Here is a 24,354-nt window from a genome sequence, read left to right as displayed (position 1 = left end):
GAGGTTTTTGAATAAATTTAGTCTTTTTTAATAAAATTTTAACTAATTGTATTTTTTATGGTCTTTTAGGGCAAGTAAAAAGCTTGCGCGAAACTCTTCTGGGAGCATAGCAACAATGGCTAAAACCAGCTGTTGATCAGTACACTCAAAGCAACCACCTCTGGGCGGCATGGCATTTATACCTTCCAAAGTATGTTGCAATATGTCACCTATTCCTTTCTGTAGTCTAACTTGCCAATCTTCTTTTTCGCCAATGCGTGGCGCTCCAACATCTATCAATGGTTTTAGAGCATGGCAATTGGCACAAAAATGCTGCACTATCTGTTCACCCTCATTTGGCGTTCCCTGTATCTGTTTGAGAAAATCCTGAGGGTGATGGCTGGCAGAATAACAGAAGGATGCCATAAGCCATCCAAGAATTAGAATCATTTTACAATTCCAATACATACTTTCTCCAAATTGGTTCAAAACTTTTCACGGTGAGAATAACTAGGGAGGTATGTTAGGGTCAGTTGTAGCTGATTGCAATCGATGAGCACAACATCAAAGCGCCTATCTCACCAACCAAACCTATGCAAATTTTATCTAACAGGTCAACTATTTGACATACTGCAAAAAAGCAATTAACTTAGACCGCCTGCTCGTAAGACAGACATACATTTCATGAAAAATTCTGAATTATCAACAACGTCTCGGCAAAAAATCTTTAATTTAATCAAAGAATATTTCTTGTATTCTGATCAAAAATTAGTTGCCTGGTTGCTCCTTATCGGAGCCGCTCTTTGTGTTATCGGTCTTGTAACCTTAATGGCTACCTTTGCTTGGTGGTCAGCTGGATATTGGACAGTTTTGACAGCTAAGGAATTAACTCCTTTCCTAATTAGCATGGGGCAATTTGCCTTGATTCTTGGAGCTCATGTAGGCGTTTTTGTTCTAAAACACTATTTCATTGGAAAATTATCCATACTTTGGCGTAATTGGCTGACAAAAAAAATTATTGGGGAGCTATTTGAAAGCGAAAATAATTACCTGGAATTAAAACGATTCTCTTCTGAAATTGACAATATTTCGCAGCGAATTCAAGAAGATGTGAAAACTTTTGTAGAGTCAACGCTTAACTTAAGCGCCGATTTTTTTAATTCGGTTCTTAGCTTGGGAACGTTTGTAGGAACCCTATGGGTAATTGGCGGTCCATTAGCGTTTACATTGTTAGGTCTTAATATTGTTATACCCGGTTATCTCGTTTGGGTGGCTCTAATTGCTGCCATAGCAGTCACCGCAGTGACTCACCTAATAGGGAAATCACTTCCAAAAGCCAATCAAAACGTTGAGCGTGCAGAAGCTGATCTTAGACAGGAATTGGTTCAACTGAATGAGGATGCTGAAAATATTGCCGAAGAACATGCCGAAAATTATTACAAGACCACGATAGAGAATAAAATTCAAGACATTAAAAATACCACGAATCGAAAACTCAATACTCGAACAAAATTAATTGCCTTTCAAAATTTCTATTTCCAAATATCTGGGATTTTACCCACTTTACTGGCTGCTCCCCTTTACTTTGCTGGACTTATTGAGATTGGCCAGCTCATGCAAATTGGGATGTCCTTTACCCAAGTCAGCTTGTCATTAAACTGGTTTGCTGACAGCTATGAAAATTTATCGATTTATAAAGCAAGTATCAATCGCATTATTGAATTACAAAAAACCTTCGAAAAAAACGGTCTAGAGACGAACGAGAAATTGATTGCAAGAAAAGTAAGAAATAAAGAGTCACTCAATATAAAGAGATTAAATATTGCTCAGCCACAAGCCTCAAGTACACAGTACATTTTGCGCAATCTCAATCTTAAACTAATACCTGGTGAGCATATCTTAATTAAAGGTCGGTCTGGTCTAGGTAAAAGCTCTCTTTTTAGGTCAATATCAGGCACTTGGAAATATGGCGATGGAAAAATTTCTATTCCTGCAGGTAAGTCTTTCTATTTCCTACCGCAAAAACCAACTTTACCTTATGACATTTTAAAAGCGGTTTTAGCTTACCCAGAGTGTGTTGATACCTATACTGAAGAAGAATATATTGCTGCATTACGAGCTGTAGGAGGAATGGACGATTTTATCCCAAGACTGGACGAGAAGCGCCCTTGGTCAAAAGAGATGTCCGCTGGTCAGCAGCAAAGAATATCTTTTGCAAGAGTTCTATTGAAAAAACCAGATTGGCTCTTCTTAGATGAGGCTACTTCTTCTCTGGATGAAGAAAGCGAAGAGCATGTCTATCGGGCTATAAAAGAATTAAAAAGTACAACTATTGTCAGTATTGCCCATCGCAGTACCGTAGAGAAACATCATTCAAAAATAATATTTTTTAGTGCCAATGAGGAAAGAGAAATTAAGGTAAAAGAACAGACTCTATTGGGAGTTTCTTTCTAAAAAATTCTTATTTTTAAGTTTAATTCGAGCGCCAGACAAATCCAGTTGATTTAATTTTTAACTTTGCCATTTAGAAATGGTGACTTCAATTTTAAACTATGGTATAGGTTAAAAATCAAACAGAACCATCTAAAGATTTCATCAAAAGGAGCCGATAGTAATTATGAACGCAATTGAGAGCAATGTTATGGTTAAACCGATTGATGATTCCAAGACGTTCAAGATCCCAGATTCAGACAATCGGCTTCAGCAAGATCAATCAATTGCGAAAGAGCCACAAGTCCATACACCTACTCTTCCTGAAGAACTCGTTTATTTAAAAGATTTCATCCTCAGTGCACCTGAAGTCAACGTTGCGAGAGTCCAATTTCTAAAAGAAGAATTATCTAGCGGACGTTATCAGATCCTAAGTCATCAAATAGCCGCAAAAATGCTTCTTGATATACAAAATATCTAAGATGTTGTCAGCACGTTTGATCAGGTTCTATTGAGATTTCATCTCAGAGCCTACGTCCCGCGACTTGTTCGCAGGATCCATGGATACCGTGGACAAGCCACGGCACGTCGGTATTGTGGAGCACTTGTCAACAATCCCTAATAATCAAAAATAAATATCTTGTCAGAAGCATATTATTATTTACACATGTAACATTATCGATATACTTTGTGAACAGTTTTCAATCCATCAAGGTAAACAATGTCTAAAAATACGCTTTATAATTTTATCCAGCAATATGTCCCTTCCATCACCCACGTTAAATACCTTGAACTGGCCAAAGATAAGCAGCAGCACCACTATTATCGTCTTGAATTAAATCAGAAAACACCTATTGTATTAAATAACTATACCTTGCTAAATCACCATATTAGCATTTATGAAACCGAAGTCAGAAGCAACCCTCAGTTGAGCCAATATCATTACACCGCTTATTTTGATGATGGCAAAGGATCAACTTATCGCCTTCATGTTTATTTTAATGCATTTGATGAACTCACCAGAAATGCGGCCTTTGCTATTCAGACAGAAAATAGTTTTGAGGTCATTGAATCCAAAGAACTTGAAGAATCATTTATCGGACTAGCACTGCAAAATACGGAACCGGTTATAAACGAATTAAGAAAAAAACAAGCAACGATCGTTAACGATTTAGAAACCCGCTACGCTCAACTTGAACAAGAGTTAGCAGAACTATTTGAGACATCCAAAGAGAATTATTTCTTATATTTGCAAAAATTAGAGGAAACCTGCAGCGTGTTGCAAACTCTAATCCCATTAGTCAGGCACTCTACTTATAATAAGATTCATCATTTTCTCTCTAGGTCACAAAAAACGCTTATAGCAAACCTAGCACAAGAAGAATCTATCGAAGATGCTATTGCCATAAAGCCTGATTTTGGCAAGAAAGAACTAGAGGAAGCAACGACAACTCCAGCTCCCTCAGTGAAAAAAACACAAAGCAATCAATCCAATGCCGACAGCACTGCTGTCTCCGAATTTGACAAAAAATTTAAGCAATTGGTTGCGCGCTTTGATGCCATTAAAAGTGCGGACGCTGAAATCCAGGCTAAAGATCTGGAGGATCTGTTGGCACGAACCTATGAGTTTTCATTACTTCTAAGTGAAAAAGATGCAACCGTCACCAATCTGCAAAACCTTGAGAATCTGCGCCTAAATATATATCGATTGGGAGAAAAATTACTCCCAACACTCTTGGTCAAAAAAGAATTTGCGTTAGCAAGTCAACTCACCTCGTTTCACTATTTACTGAAGGAAAAACATCTTAATTGGGCTTTACAAACAAGAAACCCTGAATTACTCGATTTTGTTTTAACCCACGGTGATTTTAATATCAATAGCCAAGAGGTTCATGTCAAAGAGAAAGCCTACTCATCCGCTGTTCATGCATGCATGAGTTGTCATAGCGACAGCTCCCCCATGACTGATTGTCTATCCATTCTCATTAAACATGGGGCCTCGCTTTTTGTTGATTCGAGTAATGGCTTACCTTTGGCTTATGAAATCATGACAAATGACAATCATCCCTTTCGAGGAGCTCTTTTAGCCAATAGGGAGAAAACGATTGATTCAGTCATCTTTTATAAGCAGTTACGTGCTTTCGTTACTGACTACCTAAAGCGGGAAAAAGTAAGTCAGGCGGCACAAAAGGGTTTCCAAGAAGCGTTAGATTATTACAATACGCAAATTGAAATCCTGCTCGCACCAGAAATGCAATCGGCGAGCGCAAAAATATTACAAAGAAAATTTACCTTTTTTGAGGAAAAACACCTTGGTAAGTTGGCTGATAAACTTCGTAAAGATCTAGAACTTCGAGCTGCTAGTAAACTGTTGCAAGAAGCAAGTAGAGAACTTCTAAAGCTTGTTAATAAAGGACATATCAAACGGAATTCGACAAATATAACCGATAGTCTTGATAATTTGGATAAATTATTAGTCAAGTGGAACATTAAGTTAGATGACGAGTACGATTTTGTGAAAGCATGTACTTTGAAACATTTAGAGGGCAGTTTATTATTAGTCAATAAGAAAATTCAGCTGCTAACTATACAAAAGCAAATGGTCCCAGTTCATTTAAACGGCAAAGTAAGCAGGCGTCAGAAAAAATTACATCGAGAAGAAGCCGCACTACTAGTCGAAATTAACGAACTTGAGAAGCGCTTCGGTTTCACACAAGACTTTAAACAACTTGATGAAGGGATAGATGCTATCGACAAAATGGATGATGCTATCAACGAATTGAATCAAGTGGTCAAAGGATTGGAACAGATGTCACGTGCACTTGAATCGTTGAACATTAAGGACATGCTTCATCAATTCTCAGCATTGTTCTCTGAATTACCACCTGAGTTAAGCAAACCAATTGTCACGCAGATTGACAAAAAAGTCGCTGAACTGAAAGAAGAACAAGAAGAAGAACAAGAAAAGGAAGTAACGCTTGGGAGATCAATATAAAAAAATGTCACTCATGACCAAGTCACATAGAACTTGGTCATGCCTCTCTTAACGCGCTTGCATGCGCAACGCCCCATCCAGTCGAATGACTTCGCCATTGATCATTGGGTTTTCAATAATATGAAGAGCCAGTGCTGCAAACTCTTCTGGTTTACCGAGTCGTTTCGGAAATGTCACTGTCGCTGCCAAACTGTCCTGCACGTCTTGTGGCATATTTAACAATAGTGGGGTCGCAATAAGACCTGGTGCAATCGTATTCACTCTAATAGCAAACTGCGCTAACTCACGTGCCGCTGGTAACGTCATGGCAACGACACCTCCCTTTGAGGCACTATAAGCCATCTGACCAATTTGTCCTTCAAATGCAGCAATAGACGCTGTATTAATAATAACCCCTCTTTCCTGAGAGGAAGCATCAAGCTCTGCTTGACTCATCGCTTCAGCAACGACACGCATGACATTAAACGTACCAATCAGATTAATATCAATTACCTGTTTGAATGCTGATAAAGGCATAGCACCTTCTTTCCCTACCATGCGCTTGGCAGGAGCAATACCAGCACAATTAATACAGATGCTAGGTACCCCGACTTCTGCTACCGTCTTTTTTATCGCATGCTCAACGTCTTCAGCTGAACTCACGTCGCATACCACTGACAACGCCGCATATTCATTTTCTGTGCCATTCATTTGCTTATCCCAAATGACAACTCTAACACCACGAAAACTTAATAATTGACCACAAGCTTTGCCCATTCCGGACGCACCGCCTGTTATAATGGCGATTTGATTATCCAAATTCATTTTTACTCCCCCAATCTACATCAAATACGCTTTACTCAAAGCCTTAAACTCTGCTGTGCCTGCCTGCTCTACCCATTCAAAAAACACCATTTCTGATGTCACCAACTGCACTCCTCTTTGCTTCATTCGCTTGAGTCCATACTTATGGTCAAGTTCAAAACGGCTGCTTACAGCATCAACAACGACAAAGACATCATAACCAGCATCTTTTAGATCGATTGCCGATTGCAACACACAAACATGTGTTTCTATTCCTATCAATACTAGCTGCTGCCTCTCTAAGGCTTCGAGCTGATGTTTAAACGTAAGTTCGCGAAAGCAAGAAAAATGTACTTTCGCAATTCTTTTTTGATTGATTACCAGGCTCTTTAATGGTTCAATCGTCGGCCCCAAACCTTTAGGGTATTGTTCACTTACCAATAAAGGAACTTGTAATTCGGCAGCCAAACGGATCATCCATTGGCAACGAGAGAGCATATTTTCTGCATCCTTTACCAGAGGCGCCAGTTTTTCCTGGACATCAACAAGCAGCAAACAGGATTTGTCTTTTTCCAATAACATTCCTTCTCCCCCACTCCCGAAAAAATATCATCTCAACCTAAAACCTGGGTGCTGTCAAATTTATTTGACAAATTTAAACCGCCCCTGTTACAATGAATTAATGTTATATTACGTTAACACAGCATTATGAAAATACATTCCACTACACAACATTCCATTCATGAACTCATGCATGCAATTAGCTTACTCAAAAATAAGGAGGAAGCTTTGGCATTTTTTACTGATCTATGCACACCAGCAGAAATTGAAGCCATGGCTGATCGTTGGCAAGTGGTGCCCTTTTTACGACAAAACATGCCATATCGCACAATACATGAACAGACAGGAGTTAGTGTTACCACAATCACTCGTGTAGCTCGTTGTCTTACTTTGGGCAGCGGCGGCTATCAATTAATTGCTGATCGTTTGGAGCAATCGTGAAGAAACGTTTACGTCTGGCTTTGCAAAAAAAAGGCCGTCTGGCACAAGAGTCGCTAAGTTTGTTAGAACGCTGTGGCCTTAAATTCCGCTTAAAAGAGAATGCATTACTTACCCACGTTGATAATTTCCCTATCGATTTACTTTTCGTACGTGATGACGATATACCTACTTTGATTTTTGATGGCCTCTGCGACGGTGGCATTGTTGGAGAAAATGTATTGTTTGAAGCTGCCTTGTCAGCTGCCAACAAAAGATATACAACCTTGTTAAGCCTTGACACCTGTCGTTGCCGTCTCACTATTGCCGTCCCGGAAAATGTTGATTATCAGGGGCCAGGCAGCCTGGAAGGAAAGCGAATAGCAACGAGCTATCCCCGTTTGTTGGGCCAATACCTAGAACAACACAAGATCTGTGCTGAAACGCTAGTTCTTTCAGGTTCTGTCGAAGTGGCACCACGAATGGGCATGGCGGATGCGATTTGCGATTTAGTATCCAGTGGTCAAACTTTAGAAGAAAATAAACTCGTTGAAGTTGATACTGTGTTAGCCAGTCAAGCCACCTTTATTCGAGCCCAGGACGTTGCTGAGGAAACATTCGAAGATTTATTCGTGATGTTACAACGTCGCATCCAAGCCGTTCAACAAGCACTGGAACGTAAATATATCCTTTTTCATGCCCCCAAACAGGCATTGGAACGAATTTGTCAACGACTACCAGGAGCAGAATCTCCGACTATCATTCCTTTGCCTCACTCTGAAAAAGTAGCTGTACACGTTGTTTCCAGTGAAAGAATTTTCTGGAATACCTTAGAAACCATTCAATCACTTGGTGCCAGCTCCATTCTGGTCTTACCGATTGAAAAAATGTTGGAGTGAGTTGATGTTAAATATTCATGCATGGCAAACCCTGTCCCCAGAAGAAAAAAAGCAAACATTGGCTAGGCCCAAACAAAATCAGCACTTTAAGACGCAGGTTGAAGAAATTATCACCACAATAAAAAAGGATGGCGATAGAGCTCTACGAGCACTCACTCGAGCGTTTGATGGTATTGATTTAGAAACGTTACAAGTGCCCATGGATCTTATCGTACAAGCTGAGATTTCTCCTGTAGCCATGGCCGCTTTAACAACAGCCATTGATACCATCACCGCCTATCATGAGGAGCTTATACCCCAACCTAAAGAAATTGTGACGACAACAGGCATAGCGATTGAACGCATTTACAGACCAATCAACAAAGTAGGTTTATATATTCCGGGAGGCAATAAAACGCCCTTAGTCTCCTCACTCCTAATGCAGGCTATCCCAGCAAAGGTAGCAGGTTGTCCTAGCAAAATATTATGTACTCCTCCCAATCAAGGAGGTTCTCTTGACCCTCATCTATTGGTTGCAGCACGACTATGCGGCATAGATACGATCTATCAGGTTGGTGGTGCCCAAGCCATTGCAGCCATGGCTTATGGGACAGAATCAATCCCCAAAGTAGACAAGATATTCGGACCTGGTAATAGCTTTGTCACTGAAGCCAAGAATCAAGTTGCAATAGACCCTCTTGGGGCTGCCATTGATATGCCTGCTGGACCATCAGAGGTGATGATCGCTGCAGATGATGAAGCAAATCCTGCTTTTGTTGCCGCTGATTTGCTTGCACAAGCAGAACATGGGGTGGATTCACAAGTCATTTTGCTCTGTGAGAGTGAGCAATTTGCTAATAGGGTTAGACAACTTGTTGTTCAACAACTCAGTAATTTATCTAGAAAAAATATTATAAAAGAAGCCTTACAACATAGCTGCATTCTCCTTTGTTCTCAAGACATTGAGCAAATCAAAATAATTAATGCCTATGCACCAGAACATCTAATTCTTAATCGCTCTGACGCCACTCGCTGGTTATCCAAAATAACCGCTGCAGGCACTATTTTTGTTGGCGGTTGGGCAGCAGAAACACTCGGAGATTACGTTACTGGCAGCAATCATGTTCTGCCCACGAATGGTTATGCTCGCAATCACAGTGGTCTCGGAACGTTAGATTTTCTGAAGGCTTTAACGATTCAACGTGTTACTAAGCAAGGGATTTGCGCAGTAGGTGAAGCAGCACAAACGTTGGCCTTGATTGAGGGGTTAGATGCTCATGCCAGTGCGGTGAAATTGCGCATGGACTTTTTGCATTCCGAACTGCAAACTGAAAATTTTACAACCCCTTAGGAGTGGAGATGTCCGTATTAGATTTGATTCGTCCAGACTTAAAGATAATTAATCCCTATATCCCTACAGGTGATGATTTAGGCTGTCGGCTGCATGCCAATGAATTGCCCTGGTCTCCAGTGACGATGGAAAATGTTTGTTTAAATCATTATCCCAATGGACGAGCGCAGCAGGAACTACAAATGCTTATGGCTGCTCACTATCAAATAAAAAGCGAAGAGATGGTTCTGACAAGAGGGAGTGATGATGGCATTGATCTCATCATGCGTGTCTTTTTACGTGCAGGCATTGATAGTGTTTTGCAATGCCCCCCCACTTTTCCAATGTATGCTTTTTATGCTCATTTACAACAAGCCAAGATAATTAACTGTCCGCTGATAGTTGAGAATAATTTTTCACTAGCGATGGACCAATTAATCGTCGCATGGCAACCCAATTGCAAGCTTATCATCCTATGCCAACCTAACAATCCCACAGGAAATATGCTGGAGTTAGTAATGATAGCAGAGCTATGTGAGTATTTTAGAAACAAGGCGGTGATCGTTGTTGATGAAGCTTATATCGACTTTGCCGAAGCGCCAAGTGCAACCACCCTACTCTCATCTTTTGATAACTTAATTATATTACGCACGTTATCCAAAGCTTATGGCATGGCAGGCTTACGCCTCGGAGCAGTTATTGGACGAGCTCAAGTCATCGAAGCTTTAAAAAATGCCATGGCACCTTATACCCTATCGTCTGCGGTCATCCAATTGGCCAAAACGGCATTAATCAGCAAAGATTGGTTCACTACCAATGTGCAGCGAATTCTAACAGCACGTGCCGACATAATGCGGCAGTTAAAAGAATCGCCCTGGATAGAACACATTTTCCCCACACGAACCAATTTTATTTTGGTTAAAAGTCCTTACGCGCATTCACTTATGCAGCATTTTGCCAATCAGGACATCGCCGTACGTTATTTTGCGCATGAGCCACTGAAGAACATGATGCGTATTACAGTAGGTAACGAATCACAAAACAGGCAGTTGCTAAATGCACTCGCTGCTTTTACTCCCGACTAGGATAATGAGATGGAAAAAGTGTTATTTATTGACAGAGACGGTACGCTCATTGAAGAACCAGAGGATTTTCAAGTGGATGAACTCCACAAGATCCGGCTGTGCTCATCTGTTATCCCTTCATTACTTGCTCTGATTAAAGCAGGTTTTACCTTGGTCATGGTCAGCAACCAGGATGGACTTGGCACAGAGAGTTTCCCGCAAGTGAATTTTCAAAGCTGCCATGATTTTGTGCTGCAATTATTTGCCTCGCAAGCCATTTACTTTCGTGAGATTTTCATTTGTCCTCATAAAGCAGCTGAGAATTGCAATTGTCGTAAACCCAAAACGGGCCTATTGATTAATTTTTTACAACAGACAACCATTGATCGCGATAATTCTTGGGTCATTGGCGACCGAGACACTGACAGGGAACTTGCAGAAAATCTTGGTATAGCTTTTCTTCCAGTTACATCCAGTCATGGCTGGCAAGAAATTACCCGAGTCATTTTGAACCGTGAGCGCACAGCAACCATTGTTCGCCGAACAAAAGAAACCTTGCTAGAGCTGAGCTTAACTCTGGATAAAGAAGCGCCTAGTAAGATCGATACACCCATTGGCTTTTTTAGTCATATGCTGGAACAAGTAGCAAAACATGGAGGTTTTAGCTTATGTGTTAAGGCAAAAGGTGATGTGGACGTTGATGAGCATCATCTCATCGAGGATAGCGCCATTGCTCTGGGGGAAGCTCTAAAAAAAGCCTTGGGCGATAAACTGGGCATTGCGCGCTATGGATTTACGCTACCTATGGATGAATCTCTAGCCACCGTGGTGATTGATCTGAGCGGACGCAGTTATTGTGTCTTTGAAGGACAATTCACGCGCGAGTTTGTGGGTGGCATGGCCACTGAGATGGTACCGCATTTTTTTCATTCCTTTGCCAATAGCTTAAACGCAACCATCCACGTCAATGTTAAGGGTCAAAATCACCACCACATGATTGAATCTTGCTTTAAAGCCCTAGGGCGAGCCTTACGGCAAGCCTGTGCTCAATGTGACACTGATTTACCTTCGACTAAGGGGATCCTATGATTGCTGTTATTGATGTGACCGGAAATAACCTAACCTCACTTACCAATGCTATTAGTCGACTAGGCTATCAGTACATGTTGACTCACAATGCCCAAGATCTTGAAAAAGCAAGTCACATTATCCTGCCAGGAGTAGGCGCTGCCGGAGTTGCAATGCAGGCCTTGCGCTACCATCACCTAACGGAGATATTGCCACAACTATCGCAACCCATTTTAGGCATTTGTCTTGGGATGCAGTTGTTACTTGAGCATAGCGAGGAAGATGATGTCGATTGCTTAAAACTCATTCCCGGCTGCGCAAAACGTCTACCCGGTAAAACAGATTACCCCGTCCCTCATATGGGATGGAACCGTTTGCTTTGGCATAAAGCATCCCCGCTAGCGCAAGGGTTGCATGCAAACGACTATGTTTATTTTGTCCACAGTTATGCCCTTTTAACTACTGATTATGCCTTAGCTGGCTGTCAATACAGTCAGTCATTTACAGCCATTGTGCAGTATAAAAACATTTACGGAATGCAATTTCATCCCGAGAAATCGGCAGATGTAGGGCTTAAATTACTTAATAATTTTTTGCAATCGGAGAAAAGATGTTAGTTATTCCAGCAATTGACTTGCAACAAGGCAAATGCGTGCGTCTACAACAAGGCAATTTCAATCGGGTATCGGTTTATAAGGACTCACCAATAAAACTGGCGCAGCACTATGCAAAGCAAGGTGCACAACGCTTGCATCTCGTGGATCTTGATGGCGCTAAATCAGGGGATATACAGCAACTGGCTTTGATTCGAATGCTAAAAATCCCTGGTCTAACGCTACAAGTCGGAGGTGGGATTCGTACCTTAGCTAGCGCCCAAGCTTGCTTTAATGCGGGAGTCAATAAGCTGGTCATTGGCAGTATTGCTCATAGCAATCCGCATCTTGTATCACAAATCATTAAAGAAATAGGAGCAGAAAATATCGTTTTGGCCCTGGACGTTAATATCGAAGATGGCGTGCCCCGACCTGCTATTCATGGTTGGCAAACATCAACCAACAACAATTTATGGGAAGTAGTCAGTTATTATCAGCTACTCGGCATTAAAGACGTTTTGTGTACTGACATTGCCCGTGATGGCATGATGAACGGTCCTAATTTCACGCTCTATGCCCAAGCCGTGGAACGCTTTCCCGAGGTTCATTGGCAAGCTTCGGGGGGAATTCGCAACATAGCGGATCTAAAGGTGCTCGCCTCTCTTAAATTAAAAGCTGCCATCCTCGGACGCATGCTTTATGAAACTGACTTTGACTTGGCAAACTATTTATCAGGACTTACGCATTATGTTAGCTAAACGCATCATTCCTTGCCTGGATGTACAAAATAATCAGGTGGTGAAAGGGGTAAAATTTCGCAACCATAGAGTGGTCGGTGAAATCTTGCCTTTAGCAACATCCTATTCCCAACAAGGTGCCGATGAATTGGTATTTTATGACATCACTGCCAGTGCTGATGGACGTGCTGTTTGTCCCAGATGGATTAATCAGGTTGCCAGCACCATCAGTATTCCATTTACGGTCGCAGGTGGAATTCGCAATCTTGATACAGCCAGGAAAATTTTGAATGCTGGGGCAGATAAGTTATCCATCAATAGCCCTGCCCTGGAAAATCCAAATTTAATTGATCAATTGAGTCGTATTTTTGGCAGTCAATGTATTGTTATTGGCGTGGATAGTCAGTGGATAGACGATGATTTTTATGTCTACCAATACACAGGTGATGAAAAGAGAAGCAAGAATTCTCGACGCAAAACCCTGGACTGGGTAAAAGAAGTACAGAATAGAGGGGCTGGTGAAATTGTTCTTAATTGCATGCATGTTGATGGCATGCGTAAGGGTTACGATCTCGAGCAATTGTTATTGATTCGCTCAATAACGCACGTACCTTTGATTGCCTCCGGAGGTGCTGGTCAACTTGATGATTTTGTTCAAGTCTTTAAACAAACGAAGGTAGATGGTGCACTGGCAGCTTCTGTGTTCCATGACAAGATATTAAGTATTAAAGACGTTAAGCGAACGCTCGCCAACAATGATATTGAGGTAAGGTTATGAATAGCGCACAACTTACTAATTTAGACTGGCAGAAGATGAATGGTTTAATTCCTGCCATCATCCAGGATAGCAATACGGGCAATGTACTCATGCTGGGATACATGAATCAAGAAGCGTTAGGGATAACTCTGGAAACAAAACAACTCACCTTCTATAGCCGTAGCAAAGGACGTCTATGGCGCAAAGGAGAAACGTCTGGTAATACCATGTTTGTTGAGTCAATTGCCACTGATTGCGATGGGGACAGTCTCTTAATTCATGTAAAGCCCAAGGGTCCAACATGTCACCTGGGCTTCCAAAGTTGTTTTCAGGTTACCACGACCGCAAAATTAAGTTTTTTACAGGCTTTGATTGAGCTTATTCTGCAGCGTAGTGTGGAGAAAACGAAGGACAGTTATACAACACAATTGCTTACATCAGGGATTGAGCGTTGTGCTCAGAAAGTAGGTGAGGAGGCTGTAGAAACTGTGATTGCTGCTTTAACACAAAATCAAAATGAATTAATTAATGAATCCGCTGACCTGCTTTACCATTTGCTCGTTTTGTTGCAAGCCTGTGAAGTGAGTTTTTATGAGGTATTAGAATGCTTGCAAAAACGTCACACGAACGATTGCTAGCTGTTTCCAACTCCTCCTCAAGATTCAGAGCCCATCATCAAGTTAAGGACCTGAGCGTAGCTTCCCGAATCTTGAGGATAACTCAAACAACTGCAATCAACACTGCCGTTAAATAATTACCCTCAGGAAATGCTGGTAGCGTAGGATGGCAACTTGCTGGTCCAAAGATGCCTAAAACACGTGCCTGCTTTCCAACTGCCGCAGCTTGACTACTTACTAAAGCAGTAAAATCCTGTGTGGATAATGCTGCTGAGCAATTACAAGTCATTAACAATGAGCCTTCCTGCATTGCTTTAAACAGTTCTCGATGGAGGAAACGATAATAATTTTTTGCTCGTTGCAAATGCTGCTGCGAAGGGACGAGTTTCGGTGGGTCTAGGATAACCACATCGTAATTACCCGCACTGGCTAAATAATCACGAGCATCCGCCTCAACAAATTCAATATTGTGCACGTCATTCAGCCTGGCGTTATGCTTTGCTTGCAAAATGGCTTGCTCAGAACTATCCACAGCAGTCACCGTGCTAGCCATCGCCTTGGCAGCATGCAAAGCAAAACCACCCGTATAGCAATAGAGATCCAAGACCCGCTTGCCTTTTGCTAAGGCTGCTATGCGCTGATGATTTTCGCGTTGATCAAGAAATAAGCCTGTCTTTTGCACCTGGGAAAAATCTACATAGAAAATAATCCCAGCCTCCACAACGGTGGTACTAGCCATTATGTTTTTTTCCTCAATGATCCGCCAACCATCTTGCATGAGAGGTTTTTGTTGTGGAATCCAGATCATTTCACCGGGCAAGCGCTCATTAATACAGCTAGAAATGACTTCTCTGTTTGCCTCAACCCAATACGCTGAACTAGCTACAACGGTTATTTGATTAAACCGATCAATTGTTAGTCCTGATAAACCATCTGCTTCACTGTTAAATAAACGGTAAGCATTGGTGTTCTCATTGGGCAAGTTTAAGCTTTCACGAATAAGAAGAGCTTGAGTTAAGCGGTGCTGAATAAGTTTATCGATAGACTTGCTATCAATATTTTCCCATGTTTGTGCTAATACCCTTACCCGATAGAGGGAGTTTTCATTATATGCCCCTACCCCAAGGGACTCCCCTTCAGTGGTAAAGATGTCAACCAATTCTCCGGTCGTTAATTTTCCCGTTGTTTTCTTAATGGCTTTTGGGTAAATCCAGGGATGGCCTCGCCTAATCGTATTTTCTTTTGTTTTTTGTAAATAAATAGCTGGTCTCATATATTTCCCAAAGGTTAAAAGTCGGCTAATCTACACTACCGTCTTGAGAAGCTGCAAGGTGATTTGAAATGATAAAGATTGCTGTAAATTCTTTTTCCGCTGCTTTGTTAGCGGCATCCGTTGCTTTACCCACAGAAACATGGGCTGGCCCATGGTTTACGGGGCCTCTTTTGGCACCTGCTGGGCATACCATTCCAAGAGGTCATAGCAATTTGGAAACCTATGGTTTTTATACCGTCAATAACGGTGTTTTTTCAAGACACTGGAAATTAATTCACACTCCTCGCAGCGAGAGCTTTATTGGTAACCCTATTTTTAGTCACGGTTTAACCGATCGGATGGATGTTCAGTATAGCTTGCCTTATGTCTATAACCGCAACCAAGGAGCTAGCTCTCAAAGCATAGGTGATACATCAGCCATTTTGGGTTATCAGGCTTTGGAGCAGAAAGATTCAAAATGGAGACCCGATCTTCGTGTTGCTGTGCAGGGAATTGTTCCTACAGGGAAGTTTGAGGGTCTTGATCCCCTAAACAATGGTGCAGACGCCACAGGACTTGGGAGTTACCAGACAGGGGTGGCTTTAAATTTTCAACACCTCCGTCAACTTGGTAATCATTATCTCCGCAGTCGTTTGAGCTTGAATTACTTGCACGCAAGTAAAGTATCTATCCGTGGTTTGAGCAGTTTTGGTGGGACTCCACAAACTGCAGGAAAAATTGATCCAGGCGATTTGTTTAGTGTTGATGTAGCAGCTGAATTCACCTTAACGCAAAATTGGGTAGCTGTTATGGAAAGTTACTACGCCTCTCGCGGAGCAACAAGTTTTAATGGGATCGTCGGTAATCTTGCTTCAGGAATGCCAGCGACAATTGGCCATGGAGACATCGAAGAGATCACCTTGGCGCCAGCCATTGAATATAATTTTTCTTCCAATGTAGGCATTATTGCTGGTCCATGGTTTACAGTCACCGGACGTGAGACAACGAATTTTATTTCTTATGTCTTAGCTTTAAATGCTTACTGGTAAAGTCGAGGGTTTTACCAGCGTGTCATCCCCGCGTAGACGGGGAGCCATCCTGATTAACGTTTCGCTCTATCCAGAAATGGATTCCCGCCTGCGCGGGAATGACACTATTTAATGAACAATCTCTAGAGTCAGAGTTTTTTATTGAGGATATATACTATGTGGTTCAACAGCGCAATTATTTATCAGTATGAAATGAAAGAGGACGTGGATTTAGCCGCAGTCTTGGCTGAAGAAACCCTCAAACCATGTCCACCTCATGCCAGATTTATTTACGGTTGGACTCCTGCAAGCGGTGATGAGCTTGTGCAGGAAGTAGCGGGTTGCTCACTTGTGTGTTTAGGGAAAGAGGAACGTATATTACCTCGAGGTGTGATTAAGCGTTTACTGGTTGAACGCATCCAGACCCTGGAAGCACAACAGCAGCGAACGATAAAACGAGCTGAGCGATTGCAGCTTGCTGAAGATTTAGAATTTGAACTATTACCTAAATCCTTTTGCGTTCAAAAACAACTCCTTGCCATGCTTGATAGCACAACTAATCGCCTCATCGTTAATGCTTCAAGCAATAATCAGGCTTCTCAGTTAACATCTTTTTTACGCAAATCTCTTCCTGGAATTCACATTGAACCCGTCAGTCATCATGAAAATTTAGCCATGCGTTTTGCTCAGTGGATTAGTGAGCCGCAATCACTCCCTCCCTCTTTGCAATTAGCCTCTGATTGCTTGTTATTTTCCTTGGATGATGAGAAGAAACGCGTTAACTGCAAAGGATATGAATTACCTGCGGAAGAAATTCTAACTCTCTTATCCCAAGGGTTAGCAGCTGCTGAAATCTCATTGATATGGAATGAACGCATCCAATTTACACTAACCCACGATCTCACACTCAAGCGTTTGCGATGTTTGGACTATTTGATTGATGAATTTAATGAGATAAAACAGCTGGAAGAGACATATCAACAAAGGGATGCTGCTCTTACTCTACTCAGTGGTGAGTTACGAGCCTTGATTAATGATTTATTAGCGGGATTGACTCCGGCCCTGGCGCAAAAACATGTTCAACAAATAGCCCATTCGGCTTGATGATATTTTTCCCCTCACCCTACCCTCTCCTCTTGTGGGAGAGGTCGATGCGCATAAGCGCGGCGGGTGAGGGGTATATCAAAACTGCTTAAAACGTTATAGGTCCAGGTTGTCGATGATAAGTCGATTGATAAACAGTCAGAGCATCGTTCGCAGCCTGTGTTAATCCCAATGCCTTGTTGGCATGGTACATAATTGCTAAAGCCTCTTGGGCACTGGGAGCTTGTGGATAATTCTTTATCAAAAAGCTCGCTCTCTCGGTTGCTGCAACGTACATTTTCCGCTGGAAATAATATTTGGAAGTATTTAATTCGCGTTGAGCAAACATATTTCTCAGATAGATCATGCGTTGCAATGCGTTGGGCTTATAACGGCTATCAGGGAATCTCTCAACGAGTGTTGCGAAATCTGAATAGGCTTGGGCTTGGGTACCCGGATCGCGCCAAGACTCATCTAAGGGAAGCTTATTCGCAAAAGTTCCTCGAGGTTGTTGGAAATTGGCTAATCCTTTCATGTAGTAAGCGTAATCAACATTTCTAGACCGCGGATAGAGGTGAATAAACCGCTCTGCTGTAGCTGCTGCAGAGGCGAAATCCCCTTTTTTATAATAAGCATAAATAAGATCCATCTGCGCTTTCTCAGCGTAATCGCTAAAAGGATACATTGATTCCATGGCTTCAAGTCGTTTAGCCGCGCTCTCGTATTGCTCTTTAGCGATGGCCCGCTCTGCTTCAGTTAGCAACTGCTTTGCGCTCATACCCTGATAGGGATTGTAGTCATCATCATCTTTATGCCACCATTTTTTTGCACAAGCCGTTAAGGACAGTAAAAGGCCAATAAGGAGCAGCGCTTGAATTCGTTTCATATAACACCTATAAATCAGAAAGCTATAATTAGAACCGCTCAATCTCTTCATGTTTTTACATCGCCATTTACGCTAAAAAAACATTGCTAACTGAAGTCTGTTCTAATTTCAACTGGGCCCATTATACCCATCATTGATACTTTTGCGAACTGTAAAAACATCGAATCAGCATGAAAAAGAATGAGTCTTAAAACATTTGCAAAGAGAATCATGTTGATATATATTTCGCACATCGGAGAGGTGGCTGAGCGGTTGAAAGCGGCGGTCTTGAAAACCGTTGAAGGGCGACCTTCCCAGGGTTCGAATCCCTGCCTCTCCGCCAAGTTTTAATACCTTCAAATTTTTGTAGGTTGGGCCTTGGCCCATAGCCGTCAGGCTAAGAAAGAAATTGTTTGTTTAACTTATTGAAATAATAATAAAAAAAGCTAGAGTACCCTTTTAAATTTTTTCCCGCCAGGAAAACAACCAAAAGGGACTCTATGCTGCTGGATACCCTATCAAATATTCCTCAAGAAATCTTTAAATTTTTTACTTATGAAGCGGATCGGATAGGAAAGGAAACAGGTTTTCAGAAACGCCGTTCAAAATTGACACCTAGTGTTTTTATAAAATCATTGATAACGCTCTGTTTTTCAGAACATTTTAATTTGGAACTTTTCTGTGGATTGGTAAAAACGCAAAAAGTTTATATCAAAAAACAATCATTACATGAGCGATTTAACGAACGAACAGCCGGATTTCTTAAAGCCTTTTCATTATTCTGTTTAAAGCACTTTCAAATGAAAAAGTTACCTCAACTCCAAGGATTGGAGCAATTTAGTAGCCTTAACATCATTGATAGCAGTACTATATCCTTACATCAGGCGCTGAATGAGCTTTTTAAAGGCAGTGGCGGAGCCGCATCCAGTTCCGCTATGAAAATCCAAATGATGTTTGATTATCTTGGTGGACAAATAAAAGAGCTTACTCTAACTTCGGGCTGTGATAACGATCAGGGCTTTGATAATTATTTTAATACTATTGAAAAAGGAGCTCTTTATTTAATGGATTTAGGTTATTTTAAACTGAACACGTTTAAGAAAATTATGGAAGAAAACGCTTTCTTCATAAGCCGCTTGCTCACCGGAACTAAACTTCTAACACAAGATAAGAAACCTTTTGATTTACTCGTTACCTTGGAGAATGCTGCACCATTCTTTTCTCAGCAGGTCCTTATGGGAGCAACGCATAAAATTCCTGTCCGCTTGGTCGCTCAACGATTACCACCAGTCATTGCCGAGCAAAGGCGGAGAAGACTTATAAAAGATCATCGTCGCCGTGGTTCCACACCAAACCAGGAATCGTTGGCTTTACAAAGTTGGTCTATTTATATTACCAATACCTCTGAAACTCAAATCAATAATAAAGCAATTCATCAAACGTATGCTTTACGATGGCAGGTAGAACTCCTCTTTAAATTAAGTAAATCCTTAATGCATATTGACTCTATCAAAACTAAAAAGTTTGCTCGAGTGATTATTGAAACCTATGGTAAGTTTATTGCAATGATGCTTTTGTTTTTGCTATGCAATCCCATGCGCAACATAGAAGGCAAACAACTCTCTTTTTATAAAGCCTGTCACCAACTAAGTTCCAAGGCTACTGGATTGATTATCGCCCTCATGTCTCCTTATCGATTAAAGCATTTCTTGAATGATTTCTATGAAAATCTCTCCCTCTTTGCTATCAAAGATTCAAAAAAGAAACCTCTTTTGACCTTTGACTTCTGCGAAGGAGAGTGCTTTTAAACTCTTAGCCTGACGGCTATGGGCCTTGGCCCAACCTACAATTCTTTCACCAATTGCTTCATAATACGCGCTGTCGCACCCCATATGAAATGCGCGCTGGCGATGTATTGGCAACTTGTAAAGCTCAAACCATAGCGATTTACAATAACTTCCTGATAATTATTACTATTTTTTACTTCCTTCATAGGTAGCTGCAACACTTCAGCTACTTCATTGGGATCAGGAGAATAAGGATCAATGGAATCAATGGACGCTAGCCATGGTTGAATCATGAAACCTGTCGCAGTTTCTTCTATACGCATTGCACTTTGTAATTGCACACGTGAAGAAGGTATACCTAACTCCTCTTGCAACTCCCGCAGCGCGGTGGCATACAAATCCTCATCCTTTTCTTGCCAACGCCCCCCGGGAAAACAAACTTCTCCAGGGTGATAGGGCATGCTCAAGCTTCGTTCAGTGAGGATTAAGGAATCATTCGACAGATTATGCACGACTAGAACAGACGCTATTCTTTGCAAATCTGGTTTGTTTATCTTTGTTGAGCACATTTGTAATTGCAGCTATTTTAGTAAGACATTCACGGTATTCATCTTCCCAGTTCGAGTCAATAACAATTCCACCACCTGCAGCCAAATGTAAAATCTGATTACGTGCCGTGATCGTACGTATAGCAATATTACTATCAGAACGTCCATGATAAGAAAAATAAGCAATATTCCCACAGTATAGTCCACGACTATACAATTCTTGCTCCGCTATGACACGCATAGACTCTAATTTTGGTGCGCCGGTAATCGACCCTCCTGGAAAACAGGCCTTAAAAGCCTCTACAGCAACCACATCATCTCTACGAAGCGCTTCGATATGGCTTACTAAATGATGAACAGCCTTAAAGCTTTGGACCTCACATAATGATTTGACTTGAACAGAACCAGGTTTAGCAATTTTTCCAAGATCATTGCGTAATAAATCAACAATCATGACGTTTTCAGCTAGATTCTTCTCACTTGCAAGCAAACGCTGTCTTAGCTGTCTATCTTCTTCAATTTCTCTCACACGTCGCTCGGTTCCTTTAATGGGAGAAGTAAGTAAGCGCTCTTGGTCCTGGAGTAAAAAACGTTCTGGGGAGAAACTGAGAATATCTTCCTCTTCATAATGTAAGAACGCAGAATATGGCACAGGATTCTGACTGCGGATCTGTTTATACAGTTCCCAAGGATCGCCAACATAAGGGGCATTAAACGGTTGAGTATAGTTGACCTGATAACACCGTCCTTTCTGCAAATCGTTATGAATAGATTGGAATGCCTCACGATACGAGGCTTTAGAAATTAAAGGAACAAACGGTCCTCTTAATCTGAACATTTCTCGCTTAGGCTCACACGAATGCCAGCGCGTTAAGATTTCGTCGACAATTCCAGCAGTTTCCGGACGAGTGTTGGCTGAAAAAAGTATAGCTTTCTTAAGCTTATGATCACTGATGATGGCCCAGTCATAGAGGCCAAAATTAAGCCAAGGCATCCCTTTTAAACTGTTCTGAGGTAAGGAGGATATATTTTCCAGTTTTGTTCCTAAGTCATAGGAGAAGTAACCAATAGCTCCCCCTTGAAAAGGGATATCAAGAATCGATGTGGTTGTCGGAATGAATGCTTGCAATTTCGCAAAAGCCTTATTCACACAAGAAACATCAGACTGGATTTTCACACGATCATAGGGGTAAGCACTTGCAATGTCATAACGCCCCTGAGTTCTGTCGCTCGTTTCAAGTAGTACAAATCCAGGCAATCCGGCCAACTGCTGGTAACGATTGACCAGATTCTCTGCGTAAGCGAGCTGAAATATTTTATAGCTAGTCACAATAAGCCTTTAATAACATAATTAAATTTCAATCACACTCATATAGCCGAGAATTGTACAGCTCAGGCTGTTTATTGCAAATTCGGATTTCATTTGTTTCCTTTCTATAGAAGAACTACATTGTGGTTTTAACAAGGAAATAACCATAATTGCTAGTTTTTAATCTCAATTGTGAGTATGCTATGGCGGCGTTGTTAACAAGGAGACAGCCGTGACAACAGTCGCCAGTTTTGAAATATCCTTTGTCCAATACATTAATGAAGAAGGTGAAGTTACCAGTAACTTACCTTCTTTTGCTACAGACGAAAATATCTTAAAAGAACTCTATAGTGTCATGGTGCACACAAGAGCTTTTGACAAAAAAGCCATTGCACTTCAGCGTACTGGGAAAATGGGCACGTATGCACCCATTAATGGCCAGGAAGCTATCTCAACAGCCATTGGTCATGCAATGCGCAAAGAAGATGTTTTCGTGCCTTATTATCGTGATTATGCTGCCCAATTTCAGCGTGGCGTAAAAATGTCTGAGATTCTTGCCTATTGGGGAGGCGATGAACGCGGCAGCCAATTTGCTTGTAATTCCGAAGATTTCCCAATTTGTGTGCCCATTGCCTCTCAGTGCTTACATGCAACAGGCGTGGCTTTTGCATTCCAATACCGCAATGAAAAACGCGTGGCCGTTGTATGCCTGGGTGAAGGTGGAACATCTGAAGGTGATTTTTATGAGGCAATGAATGTAGCAGGCACCTGGAATTTGCCTGTTGTCTTTGTCGTGAACAACAATCAATGGGCTATTTCTGTTCCATTATCAAAACAAACTGCCTCACAAACGATCGCACAAAAGGCCATTGCGGCTGGATTCGACGGCATTCAAGTGGATGGGAACGACATCCTGGCTTGCTGCCAGGTCATTAGTGAAGCCATTGAAAAAGCACGTCGTGGTGGTGGGCCTACATTAATTGAAGCTCTAACCTATCGTCTTTGTGATCACACCACAGCCGATGATGCAACTCGCTATCAACCATGCGAAGAAGTAGAACTCGCCAAGCTAAAGGAGCCTATTAGCCGCTTTAAATACTATTTAGAGCGTCATCAGCTTTGGGATGAGCAGCAAGAAAAGAATTTAATCAATCAGTGCACAAAAACCGTTGAGGAAGCTGTCAATGAATACCTAAGTCGCCCACGACAACCCGTAACAAGTATATTTGATTATCACTATGCTGAATTACCAGATTACCTGGTTGAGCAACGTGCAATAGCCATGGAGGAAGCATCTCATGCCTGATATCACGCTTGTTGAAGCAGTCACACAAGCTTTAGCTTATGAATTGGCCCATGATGAAAATGTTGTCGTCTTTGGTGAAGATGTGGGTAAAAATGGGGGTGTATTCCGCGCCACACTCGGGTTACAAGAAAGGTTTGGTGAGCGTCGCGTATTCGATTCACCTTTAGCCGAATCCATGATCGCAGGTTTAGCCATAGGTATGTCAACTCAGGGTCTAAAACCTGTTGCAGAATTTCAATTTATGGGTTTTATTTACCCTGCAATGAATCAAATCATTTCTCATGCTGCGCGCATGCGCAACAGAACCCGTGGTCGATTGCATTGTCCTTTGGTCTTTCGTGCTCCTTTTGGTGGTGGCATTCGTGCTCCCGAGCATCATTCAGAAAGCACAGAAGCCTTATTTACTCATATTCCAGGCTTACAGGTGGTTATCCCCTCCTCACCTAAAAGATGTTATGGTTTGTTATTAGCAGCAATTAGAAATCCTGATCCCGTTATTTTTCTGGAGCCTAAACGAATTTATCGATTGGTAAAACAACCTGTGGAAGATGACGGTAAAGCACTGCCACTCGGTAAATGCTTCACGCTGCAAGAAGGAGAAGATGTTACTTTGGTTAGCTGGGGAGCCAGTTTACATGAGACATTGCAAGCTTCCAAACAACTAGGTGATGAAGGCATCTCTTGTGAAGTCATTGATGTTGCCACAATCAAGCCTCTGGATATTGAAACCATTCTTTTGTCTGTTGAAAAAACGGGGCGTTGTGTGATCATTCATGAAGGCGCAAAAACCTGTGGAGTGGGTGCTGAAATTTCCGCACAATTGATGGAAAATTGTCTATCAGATTTACTCGCTCCTGTTCAGCGGGTAACTGGCTATGACGTCGTCATGCCCTACTTCCAGTTAGAAAAAAACTATATCCCCAGTGTATCCCGCATTAAAGACAGTGTCATGAGCATAATGGAGTGA

At 41.6% G+C, this 24,354-nt stretch carries 24 protein-coding genes and 1 tRNA gene; 18 read left to right on the top strand and 7 right to left on the bottom strand.

The genetic code is table 11. The features are described from left to right. Window positions 1-42 precede the first annotated feature (42 nt). Complete coding sequence (locus tag CKV79_RS06175) at window positions 43-429, bottom strand: c-type cytochrome (protein WP_028373133.1); 387 nt, start codon at window positions 427-429, stop codon at window positions 43-45. A gap of 234 nt (window positions 430-663) precedes the next feature. Between CKV79_RS06175 and CKV79_RS06170 the strand changes: the two genes are divergently transcribed. From CKV79_RS06170 to CKV79_RS06160, 3 genes are all read left to right on the top strand, one after another. Beyond that, entirely contained in the window at window positions 664-2,433 is a 1,770-nt protein-coding gene (locus CKV79_RS06170; RefSeq protein WP_028373134.1) for an ABC transporter ATP-binding protein/permease, read from the top strand. A 163-nt stretch (window positions 2,434-2,596) separates the two neighbouring features. After that, window positions 2,597-2,890, top strand: coding sequence for a flagellar biosynthesis anti-sigma factor FlgM (locus tag CKV79_RS06165; protein WP_028373135.1), 294 nt, complete (start codon window positions 2,597-2,599; stop codon window positions 2,888-2,890). A gap of 240 nt (window positions 2,891-3,130) precedes the next feature. Beyond that, the gene (locus CKV79_RS06160; RefSeq protein ID WP_028373136.1) at window positions 3,131-5,404 is read left to right on the top strand and encodes a hypothetical protein; all 2,274 of its coding nucleotides are present in this window, start codon (window positions 3,131-3,133) and stop codon (window positions 5,402-5,404) included. 48 nt (window positions 5,405-5,452) lie between these two features. On the opposite strand, the gene CKV79_RS06155 is transcribed toward CKV79_RS06160, so the two are convergent. Further along, the gene (locus CKV79_RS06155) at window positions 5,453-6,208 is read right to left on the bottom strand and encodes an SDR family NAD(P)-dependent oxidoreductase (protein WP_028373137.1); all 756 of its coding nucleotides are present in this window, start codon (window positions 6,206-6,208) and stop codon (window positions 5,453-5,455) included. 15 nt (window positions 6,209-6,223) lie between these two features. Beyond that, window positions 6,224-6,769 (bottom strand): hydrolase, encoded by a 546-nt coding sequence (locus tag CKV79_RS06150; protein WP_028373138.1) that lies wholly within the window; start codon window positions 6,767-6,769, stop codon window positions 6,224-6,226. Window positions 6,770-6,895: 126 nt separating this feature from the next. Between CKV79_RS06150 and CKV79_RS06145 the strand changes: the two genes are divergently transcribed. The 9 genes from CKV79_RS06145 to hisIE are packed head-to-tail and all read left to right on the top strand — an operon-like array spanning window position 6,896 to window position 14,230. Continuing rightward, the gene (locus tag CKV79_RS06145) at window positions 6,896-7,189 is read left to right on the top strand and encodes a YerC/YecD family TrpR-related protein (RefSeq protein WP_028373139.1); all 294 of its coding nucleotides are present in this window, start codon (window positions 6,896-6,898) and stop codon (window positions 7,187-7,189) included. Continuing rightward, entirely contained in the window at window positions 7,186-8,064 is an 879-nt protein-coding gene (gene hisG, locus CKV79_RS06140; RefSeq protein WP_028373140.1) for an ATP phosphoribosyltransferase, read from the top strand. The genes CKV79_RS06145 and hisG overlap by 4 nt, the downstream gene beginning before the upstream one ends. Before the next feature lie 4 nt (window positions 8,065-8,068). Continuing rightward, entirely contained in the window at window positions 8,069-9,394 is a 1,326-nt protein-coding gene (hisD, locus tag CKV79_RS06135) for a histidinol dehydrogenase (RefSeq protein ID WP_028373141.1), read from the top strand. Between the two features lie 8 nt (window positions 9,395-9,402). Further along, window positions 9,403-10,458: a histidinol-phosphate transaminase gene (gene hisC / locus CKV79_RS06130; RefSeq protein WP_028373142.1), complete on the top strand. Its 1,056-nt coding sequence runs from the start codon at window positions 9,403-9,405 to the stop codon at window positions 10,456-10,458. Window positions 10,459-10,467: 9 nt separating this feature from the next. Continuing rightward, on the top strand, window positions 10,468-11,526 hold the full coding sequence (gene hisB, locus CKV79_RS06125) for a bifunctional histidinol-phosphatase/imidazoleglycerol-phosphate dehydratase HisB (protein ID WP_028373143.1): 1,059 nt from the start codon (window positions 10,468-10,470) through the stop codon (window positions 11,524-11,526). After that, window positions 11,523-12,122: an imidazole glycerol phosphate synthase subunit HisH gene (hisH, locus tag CKV79_RS06120; protein WP_028373144.1), complete on the top strand. Its 600-nt coding sequence runs from the start codon at window positions 11,523-11,525 to the stop codon at window positions 12,120-12,122. Before hisB ends, hisH begins: the two co-directional genes overlap by 4 nt. Further along, window positions 12,116-12,856: a 1-(5-phosphoribosyl)-5-[(5-phosphoribosylamino)methylideneamino]imidazole-4-carboxamide isomerase gene (gene hisA / locus CKV79_RS06115; RefSeq protein WP_028373145.1), complete on the top strand. Its 741-nt coding sequence runs from the start codon at window positions 12,116-12,118 to the stop codon at window positions 12,854-12,856. The genes hisH and hisA overlap by 7 nt, the downstream gene beginning before the upstream one ends. Continuing rightward, on the top strand, window positions 12,846-13,613 hold the full coding sequence (gene hisF, locus CKV79_RS06110) for an imidazole glycerol phosphate synthase subunit HisF (RefSeq protein WP_028373146.1): 768 nt from the start codon (window positions 12,846-12,848) through the stop codon (window positions 13,611-13,613). Before hisA ends, hisF begins: the two co-directional genes overlap by 11 nt. Then, window positions 13,610-14,230 (top strand): bifunctional phosphoribosyl-AMP cyclohydrolase/phosphoribosyl-ATP diphosphatase HisIE, encoded by a 621-nt coding sequence (gene hisIE / locus CKV79_RS06105; protein WP_028373147.1) that lies wholly within the window; start codon window positions 13,610-13,612, stop codon window positions 14,228-14,230. The genes hisF and hisIE overlap by 4 nt, the downstream gene beginning before the upstream one ends. Before the next feature lie 82 nt (window positions 14,231-14,312). On the opposite strand, the gene CKV79_RS06100 is transcribed toward hisIE, so the two are convergent. Beyond that, window positions 14,313-15,482 (bottom strand): class I SAM-dependent rRNA methyltransferase, encoded by a 1,170-nt coding sequence (locus tag CKV79_RS06100; protein WP_028373148.1) that lies wholly within the window; start codon window positions 15,480-15,482, stop codon window positions 14,313-14,315. A 68-nt stretch (window positions 15,483-15,550) separates the two neighbouring features. Here CKV79_RS06100 and CKV79_RS06095 point away from each other — a divergent pair, with 68 nt between their 5' ends. Both CKV79_RS06095 and CKV79_RS06090 read left to right on the top strand, forming a co-directional pair. Then, complete coding sequence (locus tag CKV79_RS06095) at window positions 15,551-16,510, top strand: hypothetical protein (protein WP_081778067.1); 960 nt, start codon at window positions 15,551-15,553, stop codon at window positions 16,508-16,510. A gap of 156 nt (window positions 16,511-16,666) precedes the next feature. Then, window positions 16,667-17,593 (top strand): recombination-associated protein RdgC, encoded by a 927-nt coding sequence (locus tag CKV79_RS06090; RefSeq protein WP_028373150.1) that lies wholly within the window; start codon window positions 16,667-16,669, stop codon window positions 17,591-17,593. A gap of 88 nt (window positions 17,594-17,681) precedes the next feature. Here the strand turns inward: CKV79_RS06090 and CKV79_RS06085 are convergent, their stop codons facing one another. Further along, window positions 17,682-18,458, bottom strand: coding sequence for an outer membrane protein assembly factor BamD (locus tag CKV79_RS06085; RefSeq protein ID WP_028373151.1), 777 nt, complete (start codon window positions 18,456-18,458; stop codon window positions 17,682-17,684). A 234-nt stretch (window positions 18,459-18,692) separates the two neighbouring features. On the opposite strand from CKV79_RS06085, the gene CKV79_RS06080 reads away from it, so the two are divergent. Together CKV79_RS06080 and CKV79_RS06075 are read left to right on the top strand one after the other, a co-directional pair. Next, window positions 18,693-18,780, top strand: a tRNA-Ser gene (locus CKV79_RS06080). A 157-nt stretch (window positions 18,781-18,937) separates the two neighbouring features. After that, entirely contained in the window at window positions 18,938-20,245 is a 1,308-nt protein-coding gene (locus tag CKV79_RS06075; RefSeq protein WP_095141691.1) for an IS4 family transposase, read from the top strand. A 35-nt stretch (window positions 20,246-20,280) separates the two neighbouring features. Here the strand turns inward: CKV79_RS06075 and CKV79_RS06070 are convergent, their stop codons facing one another. Both CKV79_RS06070 and pabB read right to left on the bottom strand, forming a co-directional pair. Next, entirely contained in the window at window positions 20,281-20,793 is a 513-nt protein-coding gene (locus CKV79_RS06070) for an NUDIX hydrolase (RefSeq protein WP_028373724.1), read from the bottom strand. Next, a complete protein-coding gene (gene pabB, locus CKV79_RS06065) occupies window positions 20,729-22,102 on the bottom strand; it encodes an aminodeoxychorismate synthase component I (RefSeq protein ID WP_051546197.1) in 1,374 nt (457 codons plus the stop codon). Before pabB ends, CKV79_RS06070 begins: the two co-directional genes overlap by 65 nt. Before the next feature lie 211 nt (window positions 22,103-22,313). Here pabB and pdhA point away from each other — a divergent pair, with 211 nt between their 5' ends. Both pdhA and CKV79_RS06055 read left to right on the top strand, forming a co-directional pair. Then, the gene (pdhA, locus tag CKV79_RS06060) at window positions 22,314-23,387 is read left to right on the top strand and encodes a pyruvate dehydrogenase (acetyl-transferring) E1 component subunit alpha (RefSeq protein ID WP_028373723.1); all 1,074 of its coding nucleotides are present in this window, start codon (window positions 22,314-22,316) and stop codon (window positions 23,385-23,387) included. Then, window positions 23,380-24,354, top strand: coding sequence for an alpha-ketoacid dehydrogenase subunit beta (locus CKV79_RS06055; protein ID WP_028373722.1), 975 nt, complete (start codon window positions 23,380-23,382; stop codon window positions 24,352-24,354). The genes pdhA and CKV79_RS06055 overlap by 8 nt, the downstream gene beginning before the upstream one ends.

The sequence above is a fragment of the Legionella lansingensis genome, from assembly GCF_900187355.1.
In the GTDB taxonomy this organism is placed as follows: domain Bacteria; phylum Pseudomonadota; class Gammaproteobacteria; order Legionellales; family Legionellaceae; genus Tatlockia; species Tatlockia lansingensis.
Note: the sequence above shows the minus strand (reverse complement) of the source record. Positions and strands in the feature narration are given on the sequence as shown.